This window comes from Streptomyces daghestanicus, from assembly GCF_020521275.1.
In the GTDB taxonomy this organism is placed as follows: domain Bacteria; phylum Actinomycetota; class Actinomycetes; order Streptomycetales; family Streptomycetaceae; genus Streptomyces; species Streptomyces griseoviridis.
Window position 1 is genome coordinate 824,507 of sequence record NZ_BNDX01000018.1, and the last position, 21,371, is coordinate 845,877.

The window sequence follows — 21,371 nt, forward strand, 5'->3', positions numbered from 1 at the left end:
GATCCCGCCGAAACATCACCCAACTGCCAAGAGTCACATGAAACTTCATTCTGAAACGATCAGTTAGTTCACGTGCAGACGACGCCCTGGCACGGGTGAAGGAGGCCGCGGGGCCGACGTCTCAACTGTTTCGTGTGAGGGTGTTGAGGTCGCAACTGTCGGGATCGCCGACGTATTCGTAGAGGTGTGGGTTCTCTCGACCGCCGCCGACGTAGAGACCGCTTCCGTAGTAACCACCGCTGACATCGCTGTCCCAGAAGCCGCTGATCTTGTGGAAGCTGAAGGAGACGGGCCAGTCGATGTCGTGGTCGGGAGTCAGCTTCCAGGTTCCGCTTCCGGTTCTGTCCCGGGAGTTGCCGGAGGCTTCTTCAAGGTCTGCGGGCCACCCGACCGTCGTGAAAGTCCCGTCGTTGCGGAGAGTCAACCGTGCGGCAGAGTCTTCGTAGGTGCCGACCAGGTCCTGCGTGTTCAGTCCCTCGGGTCTCTGGTCCGCTCCTGGGCATGGGGAGTATCGGCTGGAGCATCCGGTCGTACTCACCGATGCTGCCAGGACCAGCGTGCATGCGAGGCCGAACAGCCTGCGGTTCATATGGACCCCCACCCATGAGACTGAACTCGTTCAGTGTCTCAGTCAGGCGTGCGGGGGCTTGAGCTGGGTGCCGCTCGATGTGGGTGTTGATGCGTGGTGAGAGCGAGGGGGCATGCATCGATCTCACCACGGGACCGCTCTCGCGGTCAGGCGGCAGCCGCCTTGCGCTTGGCGGTGGTGCTGGCGAGGCGGAAGGACTGGGTGCCGGTCTCGATGATGTGGGCCTCCAAGGTGAGCCGGTCGACGATGGCCTGGCAGAGCCGCTTGTCGGTGAAGGTCTGGCCCCACTCGGTGAACGGCCTGTTCGAGGCGATCGCGATCGCGTGCCGTTCCTCGCGTTCGGTGAAGATCTGGAACAGCAGCTCGGCGCCGTACCGGTCGAGCTTGACGTAGCCGAGTTCGTCGAGACAGAGCAGGTCGACCCGGCCGTACTACTTGATCGTGCGGCCCAGCTGCTTGTCGCTGGCTGCCTTGGCCAGCTCGTTGACCAGGTTCGCCGCCGTGGTGTAGCGGACCCGACCGCCGGCCTCCGCGATCGCGGTGCCGAGCCCGATCAGCAGGTGGAACTTGCCGAATGCCGGAGTCGCCGATCAGGCAGAGCGGGTTGCCGGCCGGGACCCAGCCGGGCTGGGCGAGGGTACTGATGACCTCGGGCGGAACGCGTCGGGAAAAGCATCCGTGGCGGCGGATCGTGGACGCGATCTTCTACGTGGTGCGGACCGGTTGTGCCTGGCGGCAGCTGCCGAAGGACTTCGCCCCGTGGCCGACGGTGTACTGGTATTTCACCTGGTGGCACGACGATGGCACCGTCGAGCCCTTAGCTGCGGGTGGAGCGGGTGCCTGAGTTGCGCCTCGAGCTCCGCGATCTCCTCGGCGGTGGCCGGCGATCGCAGGGCTGCGTGATCAATGGGAGCGTACACACGGAGCCAGGACGCGAAACGGTCCCACGACACATCGAGCGCGGCAAGGCCTGTGTCAGTCATGCGATGACCCTAGACCGCACCACTAACATGTCGGACCTGACGAGCCCCTGGCACTCGGTCGGCTCAAGTCATTCTGCGCATCCACGACACCGGCTGAAGTTTGCGGCCCCGGTCCTCCTGCTCAAACTGCTGAGCAGGAGGACCTCGCGCGGGGCGACGCAGGAAATCGAGGCGGAGCTGCGAGTCGAGCGGGAAGCCGCCAGCCAGGCCGAGGACGGAGGCCGGTGACTGCCCCGTAGACGCCGGCGGTGGAGGCAACGAACGCCATGAGCTGGCCGGGCTGTTCGCGGTGGGAGCCCCTGCCCATGAAGAACCAACGGGCACGCGAAGGCTCCCCATGTGCGCGCCTGAAAGGCACCAACACGTGATCCACAATGAGGGACGTGCGACGGGAAGCGCGGGCCCGACGGGTCGTCTCGGACGGAGACTGTGCCGGAACATTCACGGTCGCCGCCAGGCGGGCCGGGCACACCGGGATACGGAAACGCCCGTCCCGAGCCGGCCGGCCGTCCTAACGTGGGGGATATGACGGTTCTGATCGTTGGTGCGAGCGGGTTTCTCGGCGCGGAACTCGTGCGCCGGGGCCAGGAGGCGGGCCGGGCCGTGGCTGCCACCTACCGCTCCCGTCCCGGCCCGGCCGCAGACGTGCCCTGGCATCGTCTTGACCTGCGTGACGACCGGTCGCTGACCACCGTGCTGGACAGCGTGACGCCGCACGTGGTGATCAACGCGAGCAGCGGTGGCGCCGACTGGGCCGCGACAGCCGAAGGCGGGGTCCGCATGGCCCGTGCTGCGTCGGAACGTGGCATCCGCCTCATCCACGTCTCGAGCGATGCCGTCTTCGCCGGCTCCGAGGAGCCGTACGGCGAGCAGTGCCGTCCTGCCCCGGTCACGCTGTACGGGGCGGCCAAGGCCGCAGCGGAGACGGCCGTACGGCTCCTGGTGGAGGACAGCGTCGTCGCGAGGACCTCGCTGATCATCGGCGACGGCCGGTCCGAGCACGAACGCATGGTGCATGATCTGGCCAGCGGCGCCCGGCGGGGCGTCCTGTTCACCGATGACGTCCGCTGCCCCGTGCACCGGATCGACCTGGCGGCCGCGCTGTGGGAGCTGGCGTGCTCCTCCGTCACCGGTGTCTGCCATCTCGCCGGCGAGCACGCGGTCACCCGTTACGAACTCGGCACTCTCATCGCGCAACGTGACGGGCTGGATCCGTCCCTGCTGCCTGCCGGCCGGCGCTCCGATGACGGCCCCCCGGGCCCCCTGTGCGTCCTGCTGGACAGCCGGGAAACCCAGAAGCGCCTGGGCACCCGTCTTCGGGGAGCGCGGGAGTTCCTGTGTGGCCCAGCCACGGCCTGTCGCTGACGCAAGCGAGGTACCGGCCGGCGAGGACCGACGTGCCGAGGTCACGGCCAGCGGGGCGTGTCGCCGGCGGCGAGGTCGGGGCGGGCGCGGTGGAAGCGGGCTGCGTGCCGCCACCGGCCTGCCCCGTCGCGTGCGACGTCGACGCCGACCTCGACCACCAGTTCCGACTCGACGAGCGCGGCCTCCAGGGTTCGCTGACTGCCCCATCCCGCTGAGAACGACCAGCCCCTCCAGGGATGCCCGCTTCCGGCGGGAACGAGGTGAGCGCCGACGGCTTCGCCGGCTGGCCGGGCGAGCGCGGTGGTGCGGCCCGTGTACTGCAAGCGGCCGGCTGCGTCGAGCCTGCCCAGCAGCAGCGTCCGGGGCGCCGCCACGGGGCCGGTGACCGCCCCGACCACGGCCTCGGTCGTCTCGCGCGGCTTGTACTTCTTCCACACCCCCCGCACGCCCGGACGGTAGGTGCTGTCCAGCGGTTTGAACACCACCCCCTTCAGAGCGGTCGGTGTGGTCCAGGTGAGCCACTCGCGCGTGGTGGCCGGGTCGGTGGTCGACGGACACAGGGCCCTCGGCGCCTGAAGCCGCTGATCGGCGAACAGGTCCTCCAGCGCGATCCGGCGCCGCCGGTAGGGCCATCCGGTGGTGTCGGTACCGGCAAGGCGCAGCACGTCGAACGCGACGAAGTGCGCCGGCCACTCCCGCGCGGCCCGCTCCGCGCCGCCGCAGCCGGTCCTGGAGCCGGGTGAAGGCGAGCCGGCCCTGCTCCCAGACGATCAGCTCACCGTCCAGGGCCGAGGCGTCCGGGAGCTGCGCGGCCGCGGCGACGACCTCGGGGAACGCAGGCCCCATCTGAGTGCCGTTCCTGGAACGCAGCACCACCTGGCCACCGGCGGCGGACAGCCCGGCGCGGAAGCCGTCCCACTTGACTTCCGCCGCGTGTCCGGGCGGAAGGTCAGGGCTGTCCACGGCCGTGGTGAGCATCGGCTCGGGCAAGGTCCACGTAACCGTGGATGCGTTCCCCAGGGGCGGCAGAGCCGGTGTCCGCCGTCCCGGTGTGCCTGCCAGGACCTCGTCGGCTCAGCGGTCCCCCTTTTGCAACTGGCCGACCACACGCCCGACGTCCAGTCCGTCCGCTGCCGCCCCCTCCTGCGCCGCCTCCGCCGGGACCCGCATGCGCTCGGCACACAGCGCCACTCACCGCCGTCGACAGGGCACTATCACATGCATGACGTCCACGCCCACCGCTCACGACGCGACAGCCGCGAAAAGCCTGACGCCCACCATGAGCGCCACCTCCTACCATCACCCGGACGCCCGCCGCCTGACGCAGGCCCTGCGCGCGGAACAGCTAGGGGGTCCGTCTTCAAACGGATCTTGCCCAGAGCAGGAGCGACGCAAGAGTTACCGCTGCCTCGTGAGAGGTGGCGGTCTTGTCGTATCTGGTCGCGATGCGGCGGAAGTCCTTGAGCCGGTTGAAGCAGCGCTCGACGAGGTTGCGTCGGCGGTAGATATCCCGGTCGAACCCTGGCGGTCGACCACCACGGCTTGCGCGCCGTAGCCGGTGCCGCCGCTGGTCGGCCTTCTCGGGAATGGTGTGCGCGATGCCGCGTCGCCGCAGGTAGGCGCGGAAACCGCAGGAGCTGTGAGCCTTGTCCGCGATGACCTGGTCGGGGCCGGGGCGGCAGCGTGGCCGGCCGGGGACCGCTGCGGGGAACGCGGATGCGTTCGAGCAGGATGCGTCCGCAGACACCGTCGTGGCGCTGGCCAGGCGTGACGAGGAGGGCCAGAGGACGGCCAGAGGACGGCCCTTGCCGTCACAGGCGAGATGGACCTTCGTGGCCAGTCCGCCCTGGGAGTGGCCGGGGGCGTGATCGTCCGTTCGTCCGGCCGGCGGATCCCCCATTCTCGGCCGGTTGCGGCGGCGTGCTGGTGGGCGCGGACGATGGTGGAGTCGATCTGGACCAGCCAGTCGATGTCCCCGACGGCGTCGGCCCGGGCCTGTATCTGCTGCAGGGCCCGGGTGAACACGCCGTCGATCGCGTACCGGCGGAAGCGGGTGTAGACCGTCTGTCAAGACCCGTAGCGTTCGGGCAGGCCACGCCACGAGATGCCGGTGCGGATCTTGTAGACCATCCCGTTGATGACCTGGCGGTCCGACGCCCGGGGCCGACCCGTCGCGGTCCGCGAGATCAGCGGAGCGAGCAACTCCCGTTCCTGATCGGTGAGTTCATGACGACGGAACCATGATCCACTACCCAGATGATCTTTGAGGACGGACCCTAGTACTGCAACGGTGCTTGCCGTGACGGGTGGCCAGGTCGGTCGTTGGTGTGGTCATGGGCGGGGACCTTGCTGATGTCAGGTTGTGGGCGGGTGAACTGGAAGCTGTGGATGGGCGGTTCGTGCACCGTTTCAGCAGGTCGGAGCCGCGTGAGTCGGCACTGGCTTATATGCGGGGACTGATCGCTCCGCTGCAGCGGAAGAACGGCTGGACGCTGGCGGAGGAAGCCGGTCACGCGGGCCCGGACCGCATCCACCGGATGCTGAACCGGATCGAGTGGGACGCTGACGAGGTCCTCGATGACGTGCGTCAGTACGTGGTCGACAACCTCGGCGGCCCTGGCGCCGTCCTGGTCGTGGACGACACGGGCTTTTTGAAGAAGGGGACGCGGTCGGCCGGGGTGCAGCGGCAGTATTTCCGGCACCGCCGGGTCCTGTATCTAAATAACTGTCAGGGTTGATCTTTCTGGTGGTTCTCGTCAGGAAGGCGGATCCGGAGCTGTTCGTGAGTCCGGGCGGGTGACCCGGGCAGTGGTGTGACGACGATGCGGTGCAGGTCCAAAAGGCGGTGGCCGTCTTGGAACTGGTTGGAGAGGTTGGTGCGAGTGACGCCCAGCAGCTGGGCCAGGAGTGTGCTGGTGATCGCCCTGCGTCGGCGTAAGAGCGCTGCCAGGAGGCGGTGGTAGTGGTCGAGGCTGCTGGTTTGCGGGTGGAGGTAGCTGCGCGGACGGTGGAAGCGCCGCTGGAAGGCGGCCTCGGCCAGGGCATCCCAGTACGGCTCGGAGACTGCCACCAGGCGCTCGAAGTCGGGCCGTGGCATGCCGGTCAGGGCCGGATTACTGAGCATCTCGGTCAGGGCGGGGGCGATCCGCCGGGCGGCTGCCAGCGCCTTTGGAGGTCGCGGTGGGACGGGAGCGAGGGTGTAGTTCCAGTCGCCGTGGAACGCATCGGGGGTGATCGGCAGGGCCTGGAACCCGGCAGCGGTAACCGTAGAGCCCAGGCGGTAGCTACCGGTGTCCAGCCCGGCGCCGATGGTCAGCCCGGTCCGGGTAGTCGTCGCAGCGATGGTCTCGATGACGACCTCGTAGCTGGTCAGCGGTCGGCCGCGCCAGTTCGCGGTGATGTGGCAGAACATTCGATGTTCGATCTTGTTCCACTTCGACGTGCCCGGCGGGAAGTGGCAGACGGTGATCTCCAGGCCGCTCTCCAGAGCGAAGGCGGCCAGGTGCTTCTTCCAGGTCCAGCGGCGGGGATCGTTGGAGCCGCCGGCATCGGCGGTGATCAGCAGCCGGGTGGCGTTCGCGTGGTGCACCCGTCCGCGGTGCTGCCACCAGCGACGTATGGACTCGACAGCGAACTCGGCGGTGTCGTGGTCGGTCCCGACGTTGACCCAGCCGGTGTTGTTGGCGATGTCGTAGATTCCGTAAGGGATGGCGACAGGTTGGTCGCTGGTGGTGAAGGTGTGGCAGTCGACCTTGATCGGGTCCTTGCCCGGTCGCCAGGTGCGACCGGGCCGGTCGCGGTTGCCGAGCCATTCCTTGGCCTTGGCATCGACGCTGATCACCGGCTGCCGGTCGTTGAGGAAGGCGGTGGCCGTGGCGTTGAGGTGGGTGAACTGGGCGTCGCGGTCCGGATGGCCGGCGCCTTCGCTGGTCTTGACGGTGCCCTGCAGGCTATAACCCAGGCTATGCAGCAGGCGCCCGACGGTTGCGGCACTGACCCGATGGCCTTGCGACGTGAAGGTGGAGGCCAGAGCACGCAGCGACAAGGTGGTCCATCGCAGCGGCGAGACGGGGTCGCCTCGGGTGTGCGGCTCAATCAGCGCCTCGAGTGCCGGCAGCAGCCCGGGGTCAGTGACCGACAACGGCTTACGTCCGGCTCCCGCAGCCCGGACCCTCCGTATGGGCACCGGGCCCCGGCCAGCTCGGTCACACCGCGCGCGACGGTGGCGGTACTGACCCCGGATGCGGCAGCCACCAGGGCGATTCCACCGTGACCGATCGCTGCGGCCTCGCTGGCCAGGTAGAGCCGACGACGACGCTCGTCGAGATGCGGCAGGATCCGACCGAACTTGGCCCGCAAGGCGGTAAGCGGAGGACGCACAGACATGGTCCACCATCCCACCAACTCCACCAGAGCAAGCAATAATTGAAATACAAGCCCCCGGGCGGACGGAGAACTGCCAGGTCGGCGTCTTCCTCGCCTATGCCACCGGCCGTGGACGGACGCTGATCGACAGGCGTCTGTATCTGCCCACATCCTGGACCGAGGACCGCGAAAGATGCCACCGGGCCGGCATCGGCGACGAGGTCGCCTTCGAGACCAAGGTGGCCATGGCCAAGGCGATGGTCCGCCGGGCGATCGCGGACAAGATCCCGTTTCGGTGGGTGACCGCGGATGCCGCCTACGGCTTCTCCAAGGGCTGGCGGTCGGAGCTGGAGCGGGCGGACATCTTCCACGTCATGGCCACCACCCGGCACGACACCGTGGTCACCCGCTGGGCCATCGACCACCCCGTCCACGACCTGTTCAACGGCCTTGCCCGGCAGAAATGGAAACGTCGTTCCTGTGGCAACGGGGCTCACGGCCCGCGGATCTACGACTGGGCACGAGTCGAAGTACGGCCCTGGCACCGGCACGACCGCCGCCACGGGGTGATCGCCCGCCGCAGCGTCGTCCGCCCGCAGGAGATCTCCTGAGATCTCCTACTACATCGCCTACTGCCCCGCCCAGACCACCCTGGACGACCTGATCCGCATCGCAGGCAGCCGGTGGGCCGTCGAAGAATGCTTCCAGAGCGCCAAGCAGGAGTGCGGCCTGGACGACTACCAGGTCCGCCGCTACCCCGGGTGGCACCGCCACATGACCCTGGCCATGGCCGCCCACGCCTGTCTGACCGTCCTGCGAGCCCGAGAGCTGGATGCCGGGAAAGCAGAAACGGATCCTCCCAGCTCATCCACCTCAGCCTCGCCGAGATCAGATGGCTGATCACCCGCCTCACCAACCGCCGGCCCACACCCGTCGAGCACATCCCGCACTGGTCCACCTGGCGCCGACGACGACAACACCAGGCCCGAACCAGTCACTACAAACGACGCGGACACATCCCCTGACCTGGCCACCCGTCACGGCAAGCACCGTTGCAGTACTAGGGTCCGTCTTCAAAGATCATCGGGGGTGGATCATGGTGGGGTGATACGCCGCCATGAACTCACCGATCAGGAGTGGGCGTTGCTCGCTCCGCTGATACCGCGGGCCGCGGCGGGACGGCCTCGCGTGTCAGGCCGTCAGGTCATCAACGGGATGGTCTACAAGATCCGCACCGGCATCTCGTGGCGTGGCCTGCCGGAACGCTACGGGTCTTGGCAGACGGTCTGCACCCGCTTCCGCCGGTACGCGATCGACGGCGTGTTCACCCGGGCCCTGCAGCAGATACAGGCCCGGGCGGACGCCGTCGGGGACATCGACTGGCTGGTCCAGATCGACTCCACCATCGTCCGCGCCCACCAGCACGCCGCCACCACCGGCCGAAAAGGGGGATCCACCGGCAGGACGAACCGGACGATCACGCCCTCGGCCGATCCCGCGGCGGACTGACCACCAAGGTTCACCTCGCCAGCGACGGCAAGGGGCGGCCTCTTGCCGTACTCATCACGCCGGGCCAGCGTCACGGCAGCGTCTGTGCACGGACCCTGCTGGAGCGGATCCGCGTTCCTCGCACATGCCTTGGCCGGCCACGCTGCCGCCCCGACCATGTGATCGCGGACAAGGCATACAGCTCCCGTGGATTCCGCGGCTACCTGCGGCAACGCGGAATCGCGCACACGATTCCCGAGAAAAACGACCAGCGCAAACACCGCCGCAACCGCGGCCGGCGAGGCGGCCGACCGCCAGGCTTCGACCGCGAGACCTACCGCCGTCGCAACGCCGTCGAACGGTGCTTCAACCGCCTCAAGGGCTTCCGGGGCATTGCCACCAGACACGACAAGACCGCCACCTCCTACGAGGCAGCGGTCAGTCTGGCGTCGCTCTTGCTGTGGGCAAGATCGCTTTGAAGACGGACCCTAATTCTGCTGCCTCGCAGGGCCTGCGCCACCTCATCAGTCCATGTCAGTGCAGCGCGCACCTCACTCTCACCCATGAAGTGCAGTCTGCCACCGCTGTTTGACAGACGGCCCACTGCCGTCTCCGGCGGCCAGCGATCTTGGGGAGTTGGGCGATATGCGGTTCCGGGCTCGGCCGTGCGGCGAGCAGGCCCGGTGACGGCTGGCCGCATGGTGCCCCGTGCCTGCGGTCCCTCTCGTGATCGCGAAGCACCCTGTCCTGCTGCCTCCCTCTCTGACGCCCCTGGATCGAGCAGCAGATCGCCCGGGGCAGAACTCCCTCCATGCTGCCGACCCCAGCCCCCGCCGAGGGCTCAGGCGCTCTGCTCCTTCCCGGACGCCCTGCGCACAGGCCGCGCAGCCCAGACGGCCTGGCCCAGCAGCTCAACCACCACGGGCGGACCGGCTGTCGGACGGGACGGCCCAGGCACGCCACACGGTAGCCTTCCACCGGGAACTGGTCCGAGCTGCTGGCAATTCGGTTCTTCTGCACACGTGGGAGGGCCTCGGTATCGAGGTGTTCACTGCCCTGTCGATCCGTTGGCTGGGGACGGTGCAGCGGTCGTACGCCGAGGAGCACGAGGAACTGGTGGCCGCTTTTCATCGCCGGGACCCGCGTATGGCCGAGACCGTGAAGGCGCATGTACTGGGGTGCGCGCCGCGAACGGGTCGGAGCGGTCGTAGCCTTTGGCGGGGCCATAGAACACCATACTGGTCAGCAGCACTTTAGACGGCTCTGGGCGTGAGTCCTGGTTCATCCGTCCCCGAATAGCGCACGGTTGGAACACTGCCTCTTCCCCAGTCATCCGCCGTCCGTCCGGCGGTGGGCCTTGACCCCTGATGTTGAACACACGAGACACTGAGCTCTTTCCAACCTGTTCGGCTGGAGGGGCAGTTGGGGTGACAGACAGGTGAAGCCCCTGGTAGATGGGTTTTCGACCAAGAAATCCGTCTCCACCAGAGGCTTCGTGTGCTTGTCTACCCGTCGGGCGTCGACGTGTCCAGTTCTGCCCTGCGCTTCCTGTCCGCCAAACTCCGCCGGCGCCGCCAAGAGCTCGGTACCCGTTGGCGGCGCCTGAGTGCCGGCCGTCAGGCCCTGCTCACTCTTGCCCACCTCCGCAACGGCCACCCGTATGCCCAGCTCGCGGCCGGGTTCGGCATCGGGACCACGACCGCGTACCGGTACATCACCGAGGCCGTCGAGGTCCTGGCCGCTCTCGCGCCGACTCTTGCAGAGGCAGTCCGGACGGCGTCGTCGAAGGCGTTCGTGCTGCTGGACGGGACCCTGCTGCCGATCGGCCGGATCGCCGCGGACCGGCCCTACTACTCGGAAAAGCACAAGAGGCACGGGATGAACGTGCAGGTCCTCGCCGATCCCTTCGGCCGGCTGCTGTGGGCCTCACCGGCCTTGCCCGGAGCTGTCCACGACGTTCGCGCGGCTCGCGAACATGGCATCGTCGACGCCCTCGCCGAGGCCGGCATCGCATGCTGGGCCGACAAGGGCTACCGGGGTGCCCGCGGCACGGTCCGCACCCCGTGCTGGGGGCGGTGGGAGACCCTGTCCACCGGTCAGCAGGCGGTGAACCGGTCCCATGCGAAGATCCGCGCACTCGTCGAGCAGGCCATGGCCACCCTCAAGTCCTGGCGTCTCCTTCGCAAGATCCGATGCTCGACCACCCGGATCACCAGCCTCATCCAAGCCGTCCTCACCCTGCATTTGGCCAGCTCAGGCCGATGATGGAAAAGCCTCACTGGATCCTGCGGATCTGAGGGCGGACATCTCGTGGTCATGAAGAACTACCCGCCGCAGTTCAAGGCGGGCGCGGTCGCGCTGTACGGGTCGCGGCCGGAAGCGACGATCAGGTCGGTCGCCGCCGATCTGGGGATCAACCCGGAGACCCTGCGGAACTGGGTTCGGGCAGCCGGGGTGAGCCGTCCCCGGGGGAGGCGGACGCGGGAACTCTCTCAGCCGCCGGCGCCGCTGGAGGCGGAGAACGCCGCTTTGCGGAAGAAGGTCCGTGAGCTGGAGGAGGAACGCGAGATCCTGCGCAGAGCGGCGAAGTATTCCGCCGGCCAGACGCGCTGGTGAACCGCTTCCAGTGCGTCGCCGACCTCCAGCGCCGTCACGGCGTGAAGCGGCTGTGCAGCATCCTCGGCGTCAGCCGCTCGGGCTTCTGCTACTGGCGCCGGACAGCCGCCGACCGGGCCGCCCGGCAGGCGGCCGACGCCCGCCTGGCGGCCCGGATACGGGCGGTGCACCAGGAATCGGACGGCACTTACGGAGCCCCGAGGATCACCGCCGAGTTCCGCGAGACGAGCGGTGAGGCGGTCAACCACAAGCGGGTCGCCAGGATCATGCGGGCGTCGGGGATCGAGGGGGTCCGGTTGCGTCGCCGGCACCGCACCACCGTCCCCGACCCGGCCGCGGCCAAGGCACCGGACCTGATCGGCCGCGACTTCACCGCGGACAAGCCGAACACGAAGTACGTCGGCGACATCACCTGCCTGCCCGTCGAGGGCGGGAAGTTCTGCTGCCTGGCGACCGTCATCGACCTCGCCTCGCGCCGTCTGGCCGGCTGGGCGATCGCCGGCCACATGCGCGCGGACCTGGTGACCGACGCCCTGGCCGCGGCGATCCGCACCCGCGGCAGCCTCGCCGGATCGATCACGCACACCGACCACGGAGCCCAGTACACGAGCAGGGCATTCGGCCAAGCCTGCAGGTCAGCAGGGGTTCGGCGCAACATGAGCGCGGTCGGGTCCAGCGCGGACAACGCACTCGCCGAGTCCTTCAACGCGACCTTCGAACGCGAGACCCTGCAAGGACGAAAAAGCTGGCCGACCGAGCGCGAGGCCCGACTCGACGCCTTCCGATGGCTCCACCGCTACAACACCCGACGCCGACATTCCCACCTCGGACAACGATACCCATCGCCTTCGAAAACGCCTTCCACCTCACACCAACTACGCTGGCCCAAGCCGCATAACCGGTGTCCAGAATTCCGGGTCAAGGCCCGTCCTCGAACAACTCGACTGCCCGAACACGACGAGCCTCCGCCAACTGCGGCCGCGACAAAGGAGGAAGGGAGGCGCCGGCAACCGAAAGGGAAGGTTGATAAGCCACGCCGACAGCCTCCCACCCACACGCCCACCACACCCACCGAACTTACGAAAAGATCAGTAGGCTGGGCCACTTGGAAATGTCGGCCGGGGGCCGACGGGTGGCTCACGCCAGGCGCCTGCCCGGTACGACGAGGGCGCCCGCGGTGCGCTGGCCGACTGTTTCGGTGCGGTCGCGGCGCCGGGGACGGTGGGCGTGGGCAGGAAGGGGGCTCCCCGCTCGTGCCGTGTACCCGGGAGGGACCTTGTACGTAAGAGCAGCAGTCCGCACCGCCTTGGTCGCCGTGCTCGCGGTGGCGACGCTCACGGCGGCACCTTGGTCGCCGGCCGCTGTCGGCCATCCGCTGTCCCGGCCGTCCACCGACGCCTCGGCCGCGTCGGTCGCGGCGAGGGATGGGGAGGAGAGCCCGGCTGAGACCCCGCCAGTGGCCGCCTGGCGGCTCGACGACGGAAATGGTTCCGCGCGGGCGGCGCAGTGGGCGGGGTCCTACGTCGGGCTTCCAGGCCCGGGCGTCCGCCTCGGGGAGCAGGGTCCTGACGGGAAGATGCCGGGTGCCGCCTACTTCGACGGTGGCGATTACAGCTACTTGATCACCGAGGGAATCGCCGTGGACACCACGCGCGCCTTCACTGTCGGGGTGTGGGTGCGTCCCGAGGTCACCGGCCAGGAGATGGTGGCCGTCAGCCAGTCCGGTATCTGGAGCGCACCTAACTTCGCCCTCGGCGCGACCACCGACGGGGACGGGAAGCCCACGTGGGGCTTCGCGCTGCCCACGGCGGACGGGCAGGTCACTGTCACCGGCGGGACCCCGGAGGCGGGCGAGTGGGCCCATCTGGCTGGGGTCTACGACCCGGCCACCGGTTCAGCCCGCCTCTACGTGGACGGCACGGCGGTAGCCGCCCGGGACGCCGTAGTGCCCGCGGACACCGCTCTGTGGCACTTCGTCATGGGCGAGGCCCTGGACTCCGACGGTTACACCTTCGGTCAAAAGTGGCGGGGAGACCTCGCCGACGTCAGGGTCTGGAACGCCGACGTCCCCGCCGCGGAACTCGCCGAGTTGGGCCGCCGCAAGCCTCGACCCTTCGCCTACTGGCCGATGGAGTCCGTCCAGACTCTGGAGAACGGCATCGCACGCATCCCCGACACGCACCACAACATCGGCTTCATCCTCGGTGGCGACGCCCGCCTCAGCAACGAGGAACCGCTGGCGGGGAGCGCCGACATCACGCTCGACGGCGACGGCGACCACCTCTTCAGCGACATCCCGCCGCTCAACACCGACCGAAGCTGGGCCGTCTCCACGAAGGTCCGGCTGCACGGCGCTCCCGACCGAGACATGGCTGTCCTGTCGCAGACCGGCTGGCAGGCGGACGCCTTCACCCTCCGCTACCACGCGGCGGACCAGACCTGGCGCGCCGTCCTCGCCCACGCCGACTCTGCGGACGCGGACACCACACAGCTCAGCGCGCCGGCACCGGGCGGGGCGCAGAACCTGTTGCTCCAGTACGACGAAAAGGCCCGTCAGGTGCAGCTGTACGTCGACGGGATCCTCGCCGACAGCGCACCCTACGCGGAGACCGACGCCTGGCAAGCCGGCAGCTCTCTGCAGGCAGGACGGGACTCCGCCGCCGACGGCGTGGGGGCCCACTTCCTCGACGGTGATAACGCTTGGAGGGGGGTTTGTTGGTGTGCTGAGGCGTTGCTGGTCTGGGGTGTTGTGGGTTTGCTGAGAAGTCGAGTGGGCGGTTGGGTCGGGGTGGGCGGGGTGTGTGAGCTGGGGTTATGTGTGGTGTGTGGAGGGTGGCGGGGTGGGTTGTAGGTAGTTCTAGCGTGTAATGGCTCGGTTTGTGTTTGTGCTGGTCAGAACTGTTTTTCCTAGTTGGTTGGGTTGGGGTTAGCGGCTGGGGGTGGGGCGGTTGTGTAGTTCGGCGAGGTGGTCGAGTTGTACCGCGTCGAGGGTGGTTTTGGTGATGCGTTCGGTGCCGTCGTGGATGGCGGTGATGGCGGCTTGGCGGATGAGTCTGGTGAGGGATCCGATGCGGCCGGCGGTGCGCTGGTGGAGGTAGGGGGCGTGGCGGGGGAGGGTGCCGGGTTTGTGGTGGTGGAGGTCGAGGGCGTTTTCGATGTCGGTGATGACGTCGCGGAAGGGGCGGTGGGTGCCGTGTCGGGCGGGGAGGGGGCCGCAGGTGATGAGGGTGGCCCGTCCGGCGAGCTGGGCGCCGCGGGTGCCGCTGAACAGGGGTGTGTCGGTGACGTTGATGCCGGCGTAGACGAAGGTGGCGGCCAGGCGTTCGGTGAGGTCTTTGAGGAGGTCGGCGGTCTGGGCGCCGGTGGTGGTGCGGGGGTTGAGGCGGTGGATCTCATCGATGAGGACGAGCTGGACGCCGGCGTGGGTGTAGGTGTGGCAGACGGCGTCGGTGATCTGGGTCTGGGTCATGCGGGTGGTGACGGGGATGCCGAGGTAGCGGGCGAACTCGGTGATGAGGGTTTTCGCGGTGGCGCCGGGCGGGACGAGGACGTAGGCGACGGGTGCTGTGGCGTGGGCTGATCCGGGCGGGGGCGGGTTCTTGCGGGTGTGGGCGAGGTGGCAGGCGCGGCCGACGTTGAGCAGGGCGGTGGTTTTCCCGGCGGCGGCGGGGCCGGTGACGATGAGGGAGGGCCGTGCGGTGGTCTGCTGGTGGCGGCCGAGGATCATCAGGGTGCGGACCTGGGTGGTGAGCTGGCTGATGGCGGGGGTGCGGATGGTGACGAACGCGGAGTGGTAGGCGAGGCGTTCGTCGGTGCTGCGGGGCGGGTCGCCGGGCTGGGGCGGGGAGACGGGGGCGGTGGTGGCGAAGTGGTGCCAGCCCTGCCAGGTGGTCAGGGGCCAGGACAACTCGGCCGTGGCGTTGCTGTCCGCATCGGCGGGTGCGCTGGGTGGTTGGTGCGCTGCGGGGCGGGTGTTCACCACTTTTCGGCTTCCTTGTGGGCGTCGTAGAGCCCGAATCCGGTGGCCGCGGCGGGGCGGGTGCCGTCGTCGGGGAGGTCGTCGAGGTCGTCGATGCTGTCGTCCTCGTCGTGTGGTGCGGGCTCGCCGGCGGCGGGTGCGGTGCCGTGGTGCGGGTGCCGGGCGGCGGGGACCGGCATTGTGGCGCGGGCGAGGAGGGCTTGCTCGGCGGTGGTGGCGTGGCCGCTGGTCACGCGGCGCATGAGCTGGTCGAGGGCGTCGGCCAGGGCCGCTTCGTGTTGCTGGGTGTCGTCGTGGTTGCTGTGCTGGGCGTGGGTTCGGATGTGCTGCCAGGTGTGGTCGTTGAACGGCTGGTGGACGTGGTCGCGGTGGATCCAGGGGATTTCGGTCAGCCCGCCGTCGGTGAGGCGTACCCAGATCTGGCGGACGTCGTGGGGGTTGTAGTGGATTTCCCATTTCCCGCCCCGGCCGGCGACGGGGGAGGTTTGGCCGCGGTAGGGGGCGAGGAGATCGGCGTCGTAGGTGCGGTGGTGGATGGTGATGCCGGCGGGGGTGATGGCCTGCCAGCGCACCGGGAGCAGTTCGAGGTAGTCGTGGCCGGTGAGCGGGACGGGGACGTGTCCGGCGACGGCGACGAGCGCGGCCCACATCTGGTTCGGGGTGAGGGCCTTCTTCGGCATCAGCGGGTGGCGCAGGCCTTCGTGGGGCCGGTGGTGGTAGTGCACCAGCCATTCGTCGAGGAGGTCCTGGAGCTGGGGGACGCTGTAGCAGGCGTCTTTCTCGGTGTCGGGGCCGCGGCGGGTGACGTCGGAGCCGGTGTAGCCGGGCAGGTGCTGGCAGAACAGGTGGTTGATGGTGCCGAAGGTCCGCTCGACGATGCCTTTGGCGGTGGGGGCGTGGGGCGGGGCGGGCTGGACGCTGATGCCGAGGTGTTCGCAGGCGGCGGTGAACGCGGTGGAGACGAAGACTCTGCCGCGGTCGACGACGATCGTCTCGGGCAGGACGACGGGCCGGGCCGCAGCCCCGGCCAGGCGCTCGTCCAGCGTGGCCAGCCGCTGGTGGGGGAGTTGGGGGGCGTGGTCCATGCGCAGGATGTCCGGCCAGGTCGGCCGGGCGGGGTGGGGTACGGCCATCTCGGCGAGCAGCAGGGCCGCGTCGACGGCTTTGGTCGCGCGCGGGCACAGCACGGCGGCGAGGATGGCGCGGGTGGCGACGTCGACGGCGATGGTGAGCTCCGGGCGGGCCAGGCGGCCGTCGTCGAAGAGGGCGAGGACGTCCAGGCGGGTGGTGTCGATCTGGACCTGCTCGCCGGGCCGCAGTGCCGTGGCGGGGGTGAACGCCGGCCCGTCGACGCTGGCTGGCACCTGCCGCACGGGCCCCGTGGGCAGTTCACCGGGCCGGGCCAGAGCGGTGACGAGCCGGTAGAGCGTGGCCTGCGACGGTGCGGGCACCGTGCCGGGGCCGTGCCGGTCGGTGAGGATCTGGTGGATGAGCGGGAACAGTCCGTTGATGGTGCCGCGGGAGCGGCCGCGGCGGCGGCGCAGCGCTTCGCGGACGGCGGCGACGACCCGCTCGTCGGCCCGGCCGGTGGGGCTGGAGGCGCGGGTGGTGCGGTGGTCGAGGAGCCCCCACAGGCCCTGTTTGCGGTAGGCCAGGCGCATGCGCTGCACCGTGGTGCGCGATACCCGGCCGAAACCCAGCGCGGTCAGCTCTGCCGATTTGGCCTGCTCGCGTTCGGCCAGCGTGTGCCGCTGCGGGTCGTACTGCGGCCGCACCGTTCCTTCGCTGCCGGGCCCGCCGGTGAGCCCGCATTCGACTTCCCGCACATGCCGCTGCCAGGCCAGCGCCTTCTCACGCGCCGCGGCGGGGGCGGTCTCGAACAGCCCCCACTGCGGGGCCGCCTGCGGCGTATCGGCGCCGATGACGGCGAAGCCGGGGTCGGCGAACAGGTGCCCGGCGAGCACGGCCTCACCACCGCCGTCCGGGCCGACGAGGTGGATCTCCTGCCCCGACAGGGCAACGACCTGCCACGTCACGCCGCCGTACCGGACGCGCGCGCCGGGCTTCACGGCCGGCCGGGCATCGCGCCGCGCGCTCACCCGGCACCTCCCGTCTCGTCCGGGCCGCTCCAGCCCCGCGGGCCGACGAGGGTTCGTTCGTGTAGTGGCGTCGTGAGGCCGGCCGTCAAATGCCCGTGCCACAGGGCGTGGAAGACGCAGGGGAGAACCTCGATCGGGTCGCCGACCGCTTCGGTTCCTTCGATCAGTGGACGCGGCCGCCTGAACGCCTCCGCAACCGCCGTCGCCAGACCGGGGCGGCCGGCGTTGCGGGGGTGACGGTAGCCGGCCAGCCATTTCAGGTTGGCGGCCGCGACGTCGTCGAGCGGTGGGAGGCGCCGGTAGGTCCAGCCGATGTGCACGCACGCCTCGGTTACCGCATGGGCGGCGTTGAGGGCGCGTTCGCCGCCGGCGTCCGGGTGGCCGGGGCAGTCGGCGAGCAGCGCGGTGCCGTCGGCACGGCGGGCGAAGAGCTGCGGCACCCAGGAACGCGCCTGCCCGCGGGGATTACGCCAGAGCAGCCGCACGGGCCGCCCCGCCAGGCCTGTCACGTCCGGGTCGCGGTCCAGGACCATCAGCTGGGTGCGCATCGCGTTCGATCCCGCGGCCACGTGCCGCCCGGTGGTCGCCGACCACCACAAGCCCGGCCCCCAGCGCCGCCCCGGCACGGCCGGGAACGCCGATACCGGCGGCAGATCTTCGAACGCCACGGTCATGGCGGCATCTGCCCACCGCTGCTGGACCGCCTGCCCCACCGGGTCGAGGAACACCGCCTCGAACCCGCCGCCCTGGTCCACGCCCGCTCGCCCTGCCCGGCTACGGGGCCGGGCCGCTCCTGTGCTGGTCACCCGCGCCAGCCAAGCCACTCCCGCCAGCAGACGCCGCCGTTTTCAGTATTCCTGCCACGAACGAGTGCCGTATCAGCTAACAGTCGATCCGTCCCTCGGCGCGTCGCTCTCAGCCGCTGTCTTCCTGCCCGCCCGCGGTCAGCATCTCCCGGAGCACCTCGACGGGTATGTCCACCCACCGGGCCACCTCTTCCAGGGGCACCCCGCCGTTCACCGCCGCCACCGCGGTCCGGTTCCAGGCGTTCTCGATCAGGCCAGCACTGTGACCGAGGCCGCGCAGCAGCCGCCGGGCGACCTCGGCGGTCGGCCCGGTCTGTACCCCGCGCAGCTGCAGCAGCTGTTCCTCGGTGCTGTCGATAGCGCTGGTGATCAGCCTGCGCTGCTCGGCGGGTACCGCAGCCCGCCACATCGTCCCCGAACCGGGCGCTTTCTTCTCCTTGCCCAGCACCCGCAGCTGGCCGGCCATGGTCGAGCTCTGGTGTTCCTGCCGCAGCCACCACGGGTCGTTGTCGTACCCGGGCGCCCCGCCTGCGCCGCGGCGAAGGCGGATGACGCTGCCCATCCACGCGATGAGCGGCCCGCCGTGGTCGGCTGCGGCCAGCGGCCCCAGCCACGCACGCCCCAGCAGCTCACCGAGCCTGCGGCAGAACATTCCGTCGGCAGGCAGCGCCTGCGGGCGTCCGGCACCGCTGTCCGCCCACACCAGCTCGGCCATGTCCGGGTCCAGCAGCGCGTCGGCGAGGGCCACCACCTCGGGGAAGACAACCGCGTCCCGACCCACGATCCGCCACCGCTCCAGGTCCCCTCCGGCGTTGCCGCCCGCCACCTGGTGCAGACGCCGCGGCCAAATGGTCTCTTGCTCCCAGTGGAGGGCCTGCCCCCACCACCGAGCCACCACCGCATGCGCCAGGGCGAACACCCTCGCTGGCTCGGCCCCGGCCCGTACCGCCCGTCGCTCTACACCGGCCCACCGCCGCTGCGCCGCGACACCCTCCGGCAGACCCCGCAGGTCGAGGTGCTCAAGCGGTTGGTCGGCGTCCGCGTCCAGGAGCCACCGCCCGTGCCGGACACACACCCGCTCCCATCGCGGCGCGTACCGCACCACCCGCACGGCCGTCCCCGTACGTCGGGCCGTGCACAGACGACAGCCGAACGCTACCGGCCCGGCGACCGCACCGCCGGTCCGCCACGCCGCCGCCGGCTCCCCGGCATCCGCGGCCGGCAGGCGGGCATCCTCCCGCCCCCAGGACGGCAACGCCCGCGCCAGCACACCCTCCTCCACGCCGCACAGGCCTGCCAGGAGCTGCCGCCCCGCCGTGTTCAACAGCACCTCGGCGTCCGCCCGCCCGCCTCCGCCGTCGTGCCGAGGCTTGTGGCTGCGCCACTTCCAGCAGGACCGCAACGCCGTCGCTTCCAGTCCGTAGCGGCTGGCGATGCGGCAGATCAGCGACGAGGTCGTCTCTCTGTTCAGGGGAGCGGTTCGCAGAAGGCCGGGGGGAAGGGTCACTTCACCACGGTCTCGTGTCCGTCGATCAGGGGGGCGTCTTCGCGGCAGTTCCTTGCGGCCTGCGGCCGTCCTTGGCTCACTTCCTCAGGGCCGCAGCGGCCCCTTTCTGAAGCCGACGGCCGCAACGTGACGGGAGATTAGCCCGATCGAGCACATCGTGATGATCCGATCGCACTAAGCTACGCCTGTGGTGGTTGGCGAAGACGCTCAAGTGAAGGGCTTCTCGGGAGCTCGAAGAGCCAAGCAGTGGCTCGAGGGCACGATGCGCATCTTCGGTGCGTACGCGAACACGGACTCGGAGTCCTGCGGCCGTCGGCTGACCCTCGCCTGGCCGTACGGAGGTCGGACCTTCTCCTTCGATCTGGGCGGCGCCATGCGCGGCGATCCTTACCAGAACGACATGTTCTGCGCAGAGGTCAAGAACTATGCGCAACCCAGCGACCAGGGGACGCAGTTCGACGAGTTTCTCGCCAAATGCTACGTCGCCGCCCAGGCCCAGCACCATCTCAGCGACCACTTCATGTGGATCACTTGGGCACCGTTCCGGGCGAACTCCTGGTCCACCCTCAACTCGCCTGACCAGGTGGAGAGTGCAGTCCTTCAACACAGCAGTCGCGTTCTCGGCACCAGCAACCCCGAGGAAGCCCGAAAACTTTTGGACAGCGAACTCGCCCAGTCGGTTGCCGCACGCCTGTGGCTGATCGTCCTCTCGGACAAGCAGGAAACCCTCCTGCCGCTCAAGGACTGGGCAGCCATCGTCGCTGCCGAACTCACCCGCAGAGAGGGCTCGTGGTGAACCTCGTCGAACAGTCGATTGCCCAGGCCATGGACGAGCCCGACGACCGGATGATGTTCACCCAGGTCAAGGACATCGTCGCCCGGCACCTGCGCCGCATGGACCCCGGCGCCACCGTCACCAAAACCGAATTCTTCAACCACACCCACGTCCCCGACATGGTTCTGGAATGGCCCAGCCGACCGCGCACACCCCGCCGGTTCATCTACCTGCGCACCACATCGGACCAGCGCGAACTAGAGGACGACCTGCAACGTCTTCCCCGCGCGGACCGGCCGGTGCTTCTCGCCCTCGGTCAACTGTCCTCCACGCGGCAACGAGGAGACCTCCCTCCGCTACCCGGCACCAGCACGTCGCTCCTCCTCGACACTTCCGCGCTCGGCGCACTCCAGCCGGCCGACGACTCTCCCGGCATCCCTCAGCTGGTGTCCCGCTCCGTCCTCGAGGGCGGCCGCGGCACCCTCGACAGACCGGCCACCGAGGAATTCCTGAATACGGTCGTCCAGGGAGCGGAAGCCGCCCGCGCGGGAGAACACGTTCCCACCCGCGATGCTGTCGACGCCCTCACCGCGCAGATGACCACCGACGTCGCCGACCGGATGTCAGCCTTCCTCGCCGCGCTCTGGCAAGGCGGCGGATCCACACTCGCCAGCTTCCCCGCACCCCAGCGAGGCGTCGGCCATCTCGACGAGACAGCCCTGATGTACCTACTGGAATCCGAGGACATCACCGACACCGCGTTCTGGGACCGGGTCGTCCGCATGATCAGCCTCCCTAC

15 protein-coding genes and 7 pseudogenes are annotated in these 21,371 nt (G+C 69.4%); 11 read left to right on the plus strand and 11 right to left on the minus strand.

The window, feature by feature from the left end:
* Nucleotides 1-121: 121 nt before the first annotated feature.
* Together Sdagh_RS36260 and Sdagh_RS36265 are read right to left on the minus strand one after the other, a co-directional pair.
* Nucleotides 122-589 (minus strand): hypothetical protein, encoded by a 468-nt coding sequence (locus Sdagh_RS36260; RefSeq protein ID WP_190078152.1) that lies wholly within the window; start codon nucleotides 587-589, stop codon nucleotides 122-124.
* Between the two features lie 146 nt (nucleotides 590-735).
* Nucleotides 736-1,249, minus strand: a pseudogene (locus Sdagh_RS36265) (ATP-binding protein); the annotation flags it as partial.
* Between Sdagh_RS36265 and Sdagh_RS37135 the strand changes: the two are divergent.
* Both Sdagh_RS37135 and Sdagh_RS36275 read left to right on the plus strand, forming a co-directional pair.
* On the plus strand, nucleotides 1,233-1,433 hold the full coding sequence (locus tag Sdagh_RS37135; RefSeq protein ID WP_372478499.1) for a transposase: 201 nt from the start codon (nucleotides 1,233-1,235) through the stop codon (nucleotides 1,431-1,433). The pseudogene Sdagh_RS36265 and the gene Sdagh_RS37135 sit on opposite strands and share 17 nt — an antisense overlap.
* 664 nt (nucleotides 1,434-2,097) lie before the next feature.
* The gene (locus tag Sdagh_RS36275; protein ID WP_190011773.1) at nucleotides 2,098-2,937 is read left to right on the plus strand and encodes an SDR family oxidoreductase; all 840 of its coding nucleotides are present in this window, start codon (nucleotides 2,098-2,100) and stop codon (nucleotides 2,935-2,937) included.
* A gap of 41 nt (nucleotides 2,938-2,978) precedes the next feature.
* Here the strand turns inward: Sdagh_RS36275 and Sdagh_RS36280 are convergent, their stop codons facing one another.
* The 4 genes and pseudogenes from Sdagh_RS36280 to Sdagh_RS37145 form a co-directional block, all read right to left on the minus strand.
* Nucleotides 2,979-3,602 carry an ATP-dependent DNA ligase gene (locus tag Sdagh_RS36280; protein ID WP_264201213.1) on the minus strand — a complete coding sequence of 208 codons (624 nt, stop codon included), beginning with the start codon at nucleotides 3,600-3,602 and terminating at the stop codon, nucleotides 2,979-2,981.
* Between the two features lie 109 nt (nucleotides 3,603-3,711).
* Nucleotides 3,712-3,915, minus strand: a pseudogene (locus Sdagh_RS36625) (ATP-dependent DNA ligase); the annotation flags it as partial.
* Nucleotides 3,916-4,297: 382 nt separating this feature from the next.
* Nucleotides 4,298-4,837, minus strand: coding sequence for an IS5 family transposase (locus Sdagh_RS37140; protein ID WP_372478500.1), 540 nt, complete (start codon nucleotides 4,835-4,837; stop codon nucleotides 4,298-4,300).
* Between the two features lie 167 nt (nucleotides 4,838-5,004).
* A complete protein-coding gene (locus tag Sdagh_RS37145) occupies nucleotides 5,005-5,139 on the minus strand; it encodes a transposase (RefSeq protein ID WP_372478501.1) in 135 nt (44 codons plus the stop codon).
* 131 nt (nucleotides 5,140-5,270) lie between these two features.
* On the opposite strand from Sdagh_RS37145, the pseudogene Sdagh_RS36290 reads away from it, so the two are divergent.
* Nucleotides 5,271-5,646, plus strand: a pseudogene (locus Sdagh_RS36290) (transposase); the annotation flags it as partial.
* A 47-nt stretch (nucleotides 5,647-5,693) separates the two neighbouring features.
* Here the strand turns inward: Sdagh_RS36290 and Sdagh_RS36295 are convergent.
* Nucleotides 5,694-7,323: pseudogene (locus Sdagh_RS36295) on the minus strand (ISAzo13 family transposase).
* A gap of 56 nt (nucleotides 7,324-7,379) precedes the next feature.
* Here Sdagh_RS36295 and Sdagh_RS36300 point away from each other — a divergent pair.
* The 6 genes and pseudogenes from Sdagh_RS36300 to Sdagh_RS36325 form a co-directional block, all read left to right on the plus strand.
* Nucleotides 7,380-8,202: pseudogene (locus tag Sdagh_RS36300) on the plus strand (IS701 family transposase); the annotation flags it as partial.
* A gap of 207 nt (nucleotides 8,203-8,409) precedes the next feature.
* A protein-coding gene (locus Sdagh_RS36305) for an IS5 family transposase (protein ID WP_372478509.1) occupies nucleotides 8,410-9,269 on the plus strand; the annotation gives its coding sequence in 2 pieces (ribosomal slippage) (nucleotides 8,410-8,760 and nucleotides 8,763-9,269; 858 coding nt in all).
* 445 nt (nucleotides 9,270-9,714) lie between these two features.
* A pseudogene (locus tag Sdagh_RS36310) lies at nucleotides 9,715-10,047 on the plus strand (FCD domain-containing protein); the annotation flags it as partial.
* Between the two features lie 240 nt (nucleotides 10,048-10,287).
* Nucleotides 10,288-11,055, plus strand: a complete 768-nt coding sequence (locus Sdagh_RS36315; RefSeq protein WP_190078153.1) for an IS5 family transposase — start codon at nucleotides 10,288-10,290, stop codon at nucleotides 11,053-11,055.
* Between the two features lie 45 nt (nucleotides 11,056-11,100).
* Nucleotides 11,101-12,304, plus strand: a pseudogene (locus Sdagh_RS36320) (IS3 family transposase).
* Nucleotides 12,305-12,730: 426 nt separating this feature from the next.
* Complete coding sequence (locus Sdagh_RS36325) at nucleotides 12,731-14,257, plus strand: LamG domain-containing protein (protein ID WP_226536273.1); 1,527 nt, start codon at nucleotides 12,731-12,733, stop codon at nucleotides 14,255-14,257.
* 75 nt (nucleotides 14,258-14,332) lie between these two features.
* On the opposite strand, the gene Sdagh_RS36330 is transcribed toward Sdagh_RS36325, so the two are convergent.
* From Sdagh_RS36330 to Sdagh_RS36345, 4 genes are all read right to left on the minus strand, one after another.
* Nucleotides 14,333-15,301: a TniB family NTP-binding protein gene (locus tag Sdagh_RS36330; protein WP_190076872.1), complete on the minus strand. Its 969-nt coding sequence runs from the start codon at nucleotides 15,299-15,301 to the stop codon at nucleotides 14,333-14,335.
* 80 nt (nucleotides 15,302-15,381) lie between these two features.
* A complete protein-coding gene (locus Sdagh_RS36335; RefSeq protein WP_190076853.1) occupies nucleotides 15,382-17,484 on the minus strand; it encodes a TnsB C-terminal domain-containing protein in 2,103 nt (700 codons plus the stop codon).
* Nucleotides 17,481-18,239: a TnsA-like heteromeric transposase endonuclease subunit gene (locus tag Sdagh_RS36340; RefSeq protein ID WP_190076854.1), complete on the minus strand. Its 759-nt coding sequence runs from the start codon at nucleotides 18,237-18,239 to the stop codon at nucleotides 17,481-17,483. Before Sdagh_RS36340 ends, Sdagh_RS36335 begins: the two co-directional genes overlap by 4 nt.
* A 160-nt stretch (nucleotides 18,240-18,399) precedes the next feature.
* The gene (locus tag Sdagh_RS36345) at nucleotides 18,400-19,797 is read right to left on the minus strand and encodes a DNA-binding protein (RefSeq protein WP_190076855.1); all 1,398 of its coding nucleotides are present in this window, start codon (nucleotides 19,795-19,797) and stop codon (nucleotides 18,400-18,402) included.
* A 187-nt stretch (nucleotides 19,798-19,984) separates the two neighbouring features.
* Between Sdagh_RS36345 and Sdagh_RS36350 the strand changes: the two genes are divergently transcribed.
* On the plus strand, nucleotides 19,985-20,593 hold the full coding sequence (locus Sdagh_RS36350) for a hypothetical protein (RefSeq protein WP_190076856.1): 609 nt from the start codon (nucleotides 19,985-19,987) through the stop codon (nucleotides 20,591-20,593).
* The coding region (locus Sdagh_RS36355; RefSeq protein ID WP_226534812.1) for a hypothetical protein at nucleotides 20,587-21,371 on the plus strand (785 nt) is incomplete at its 3' end. The genes Sdagh_RS36350 and Sdagh_RS36355, both read left to right, overlap by 7 nt.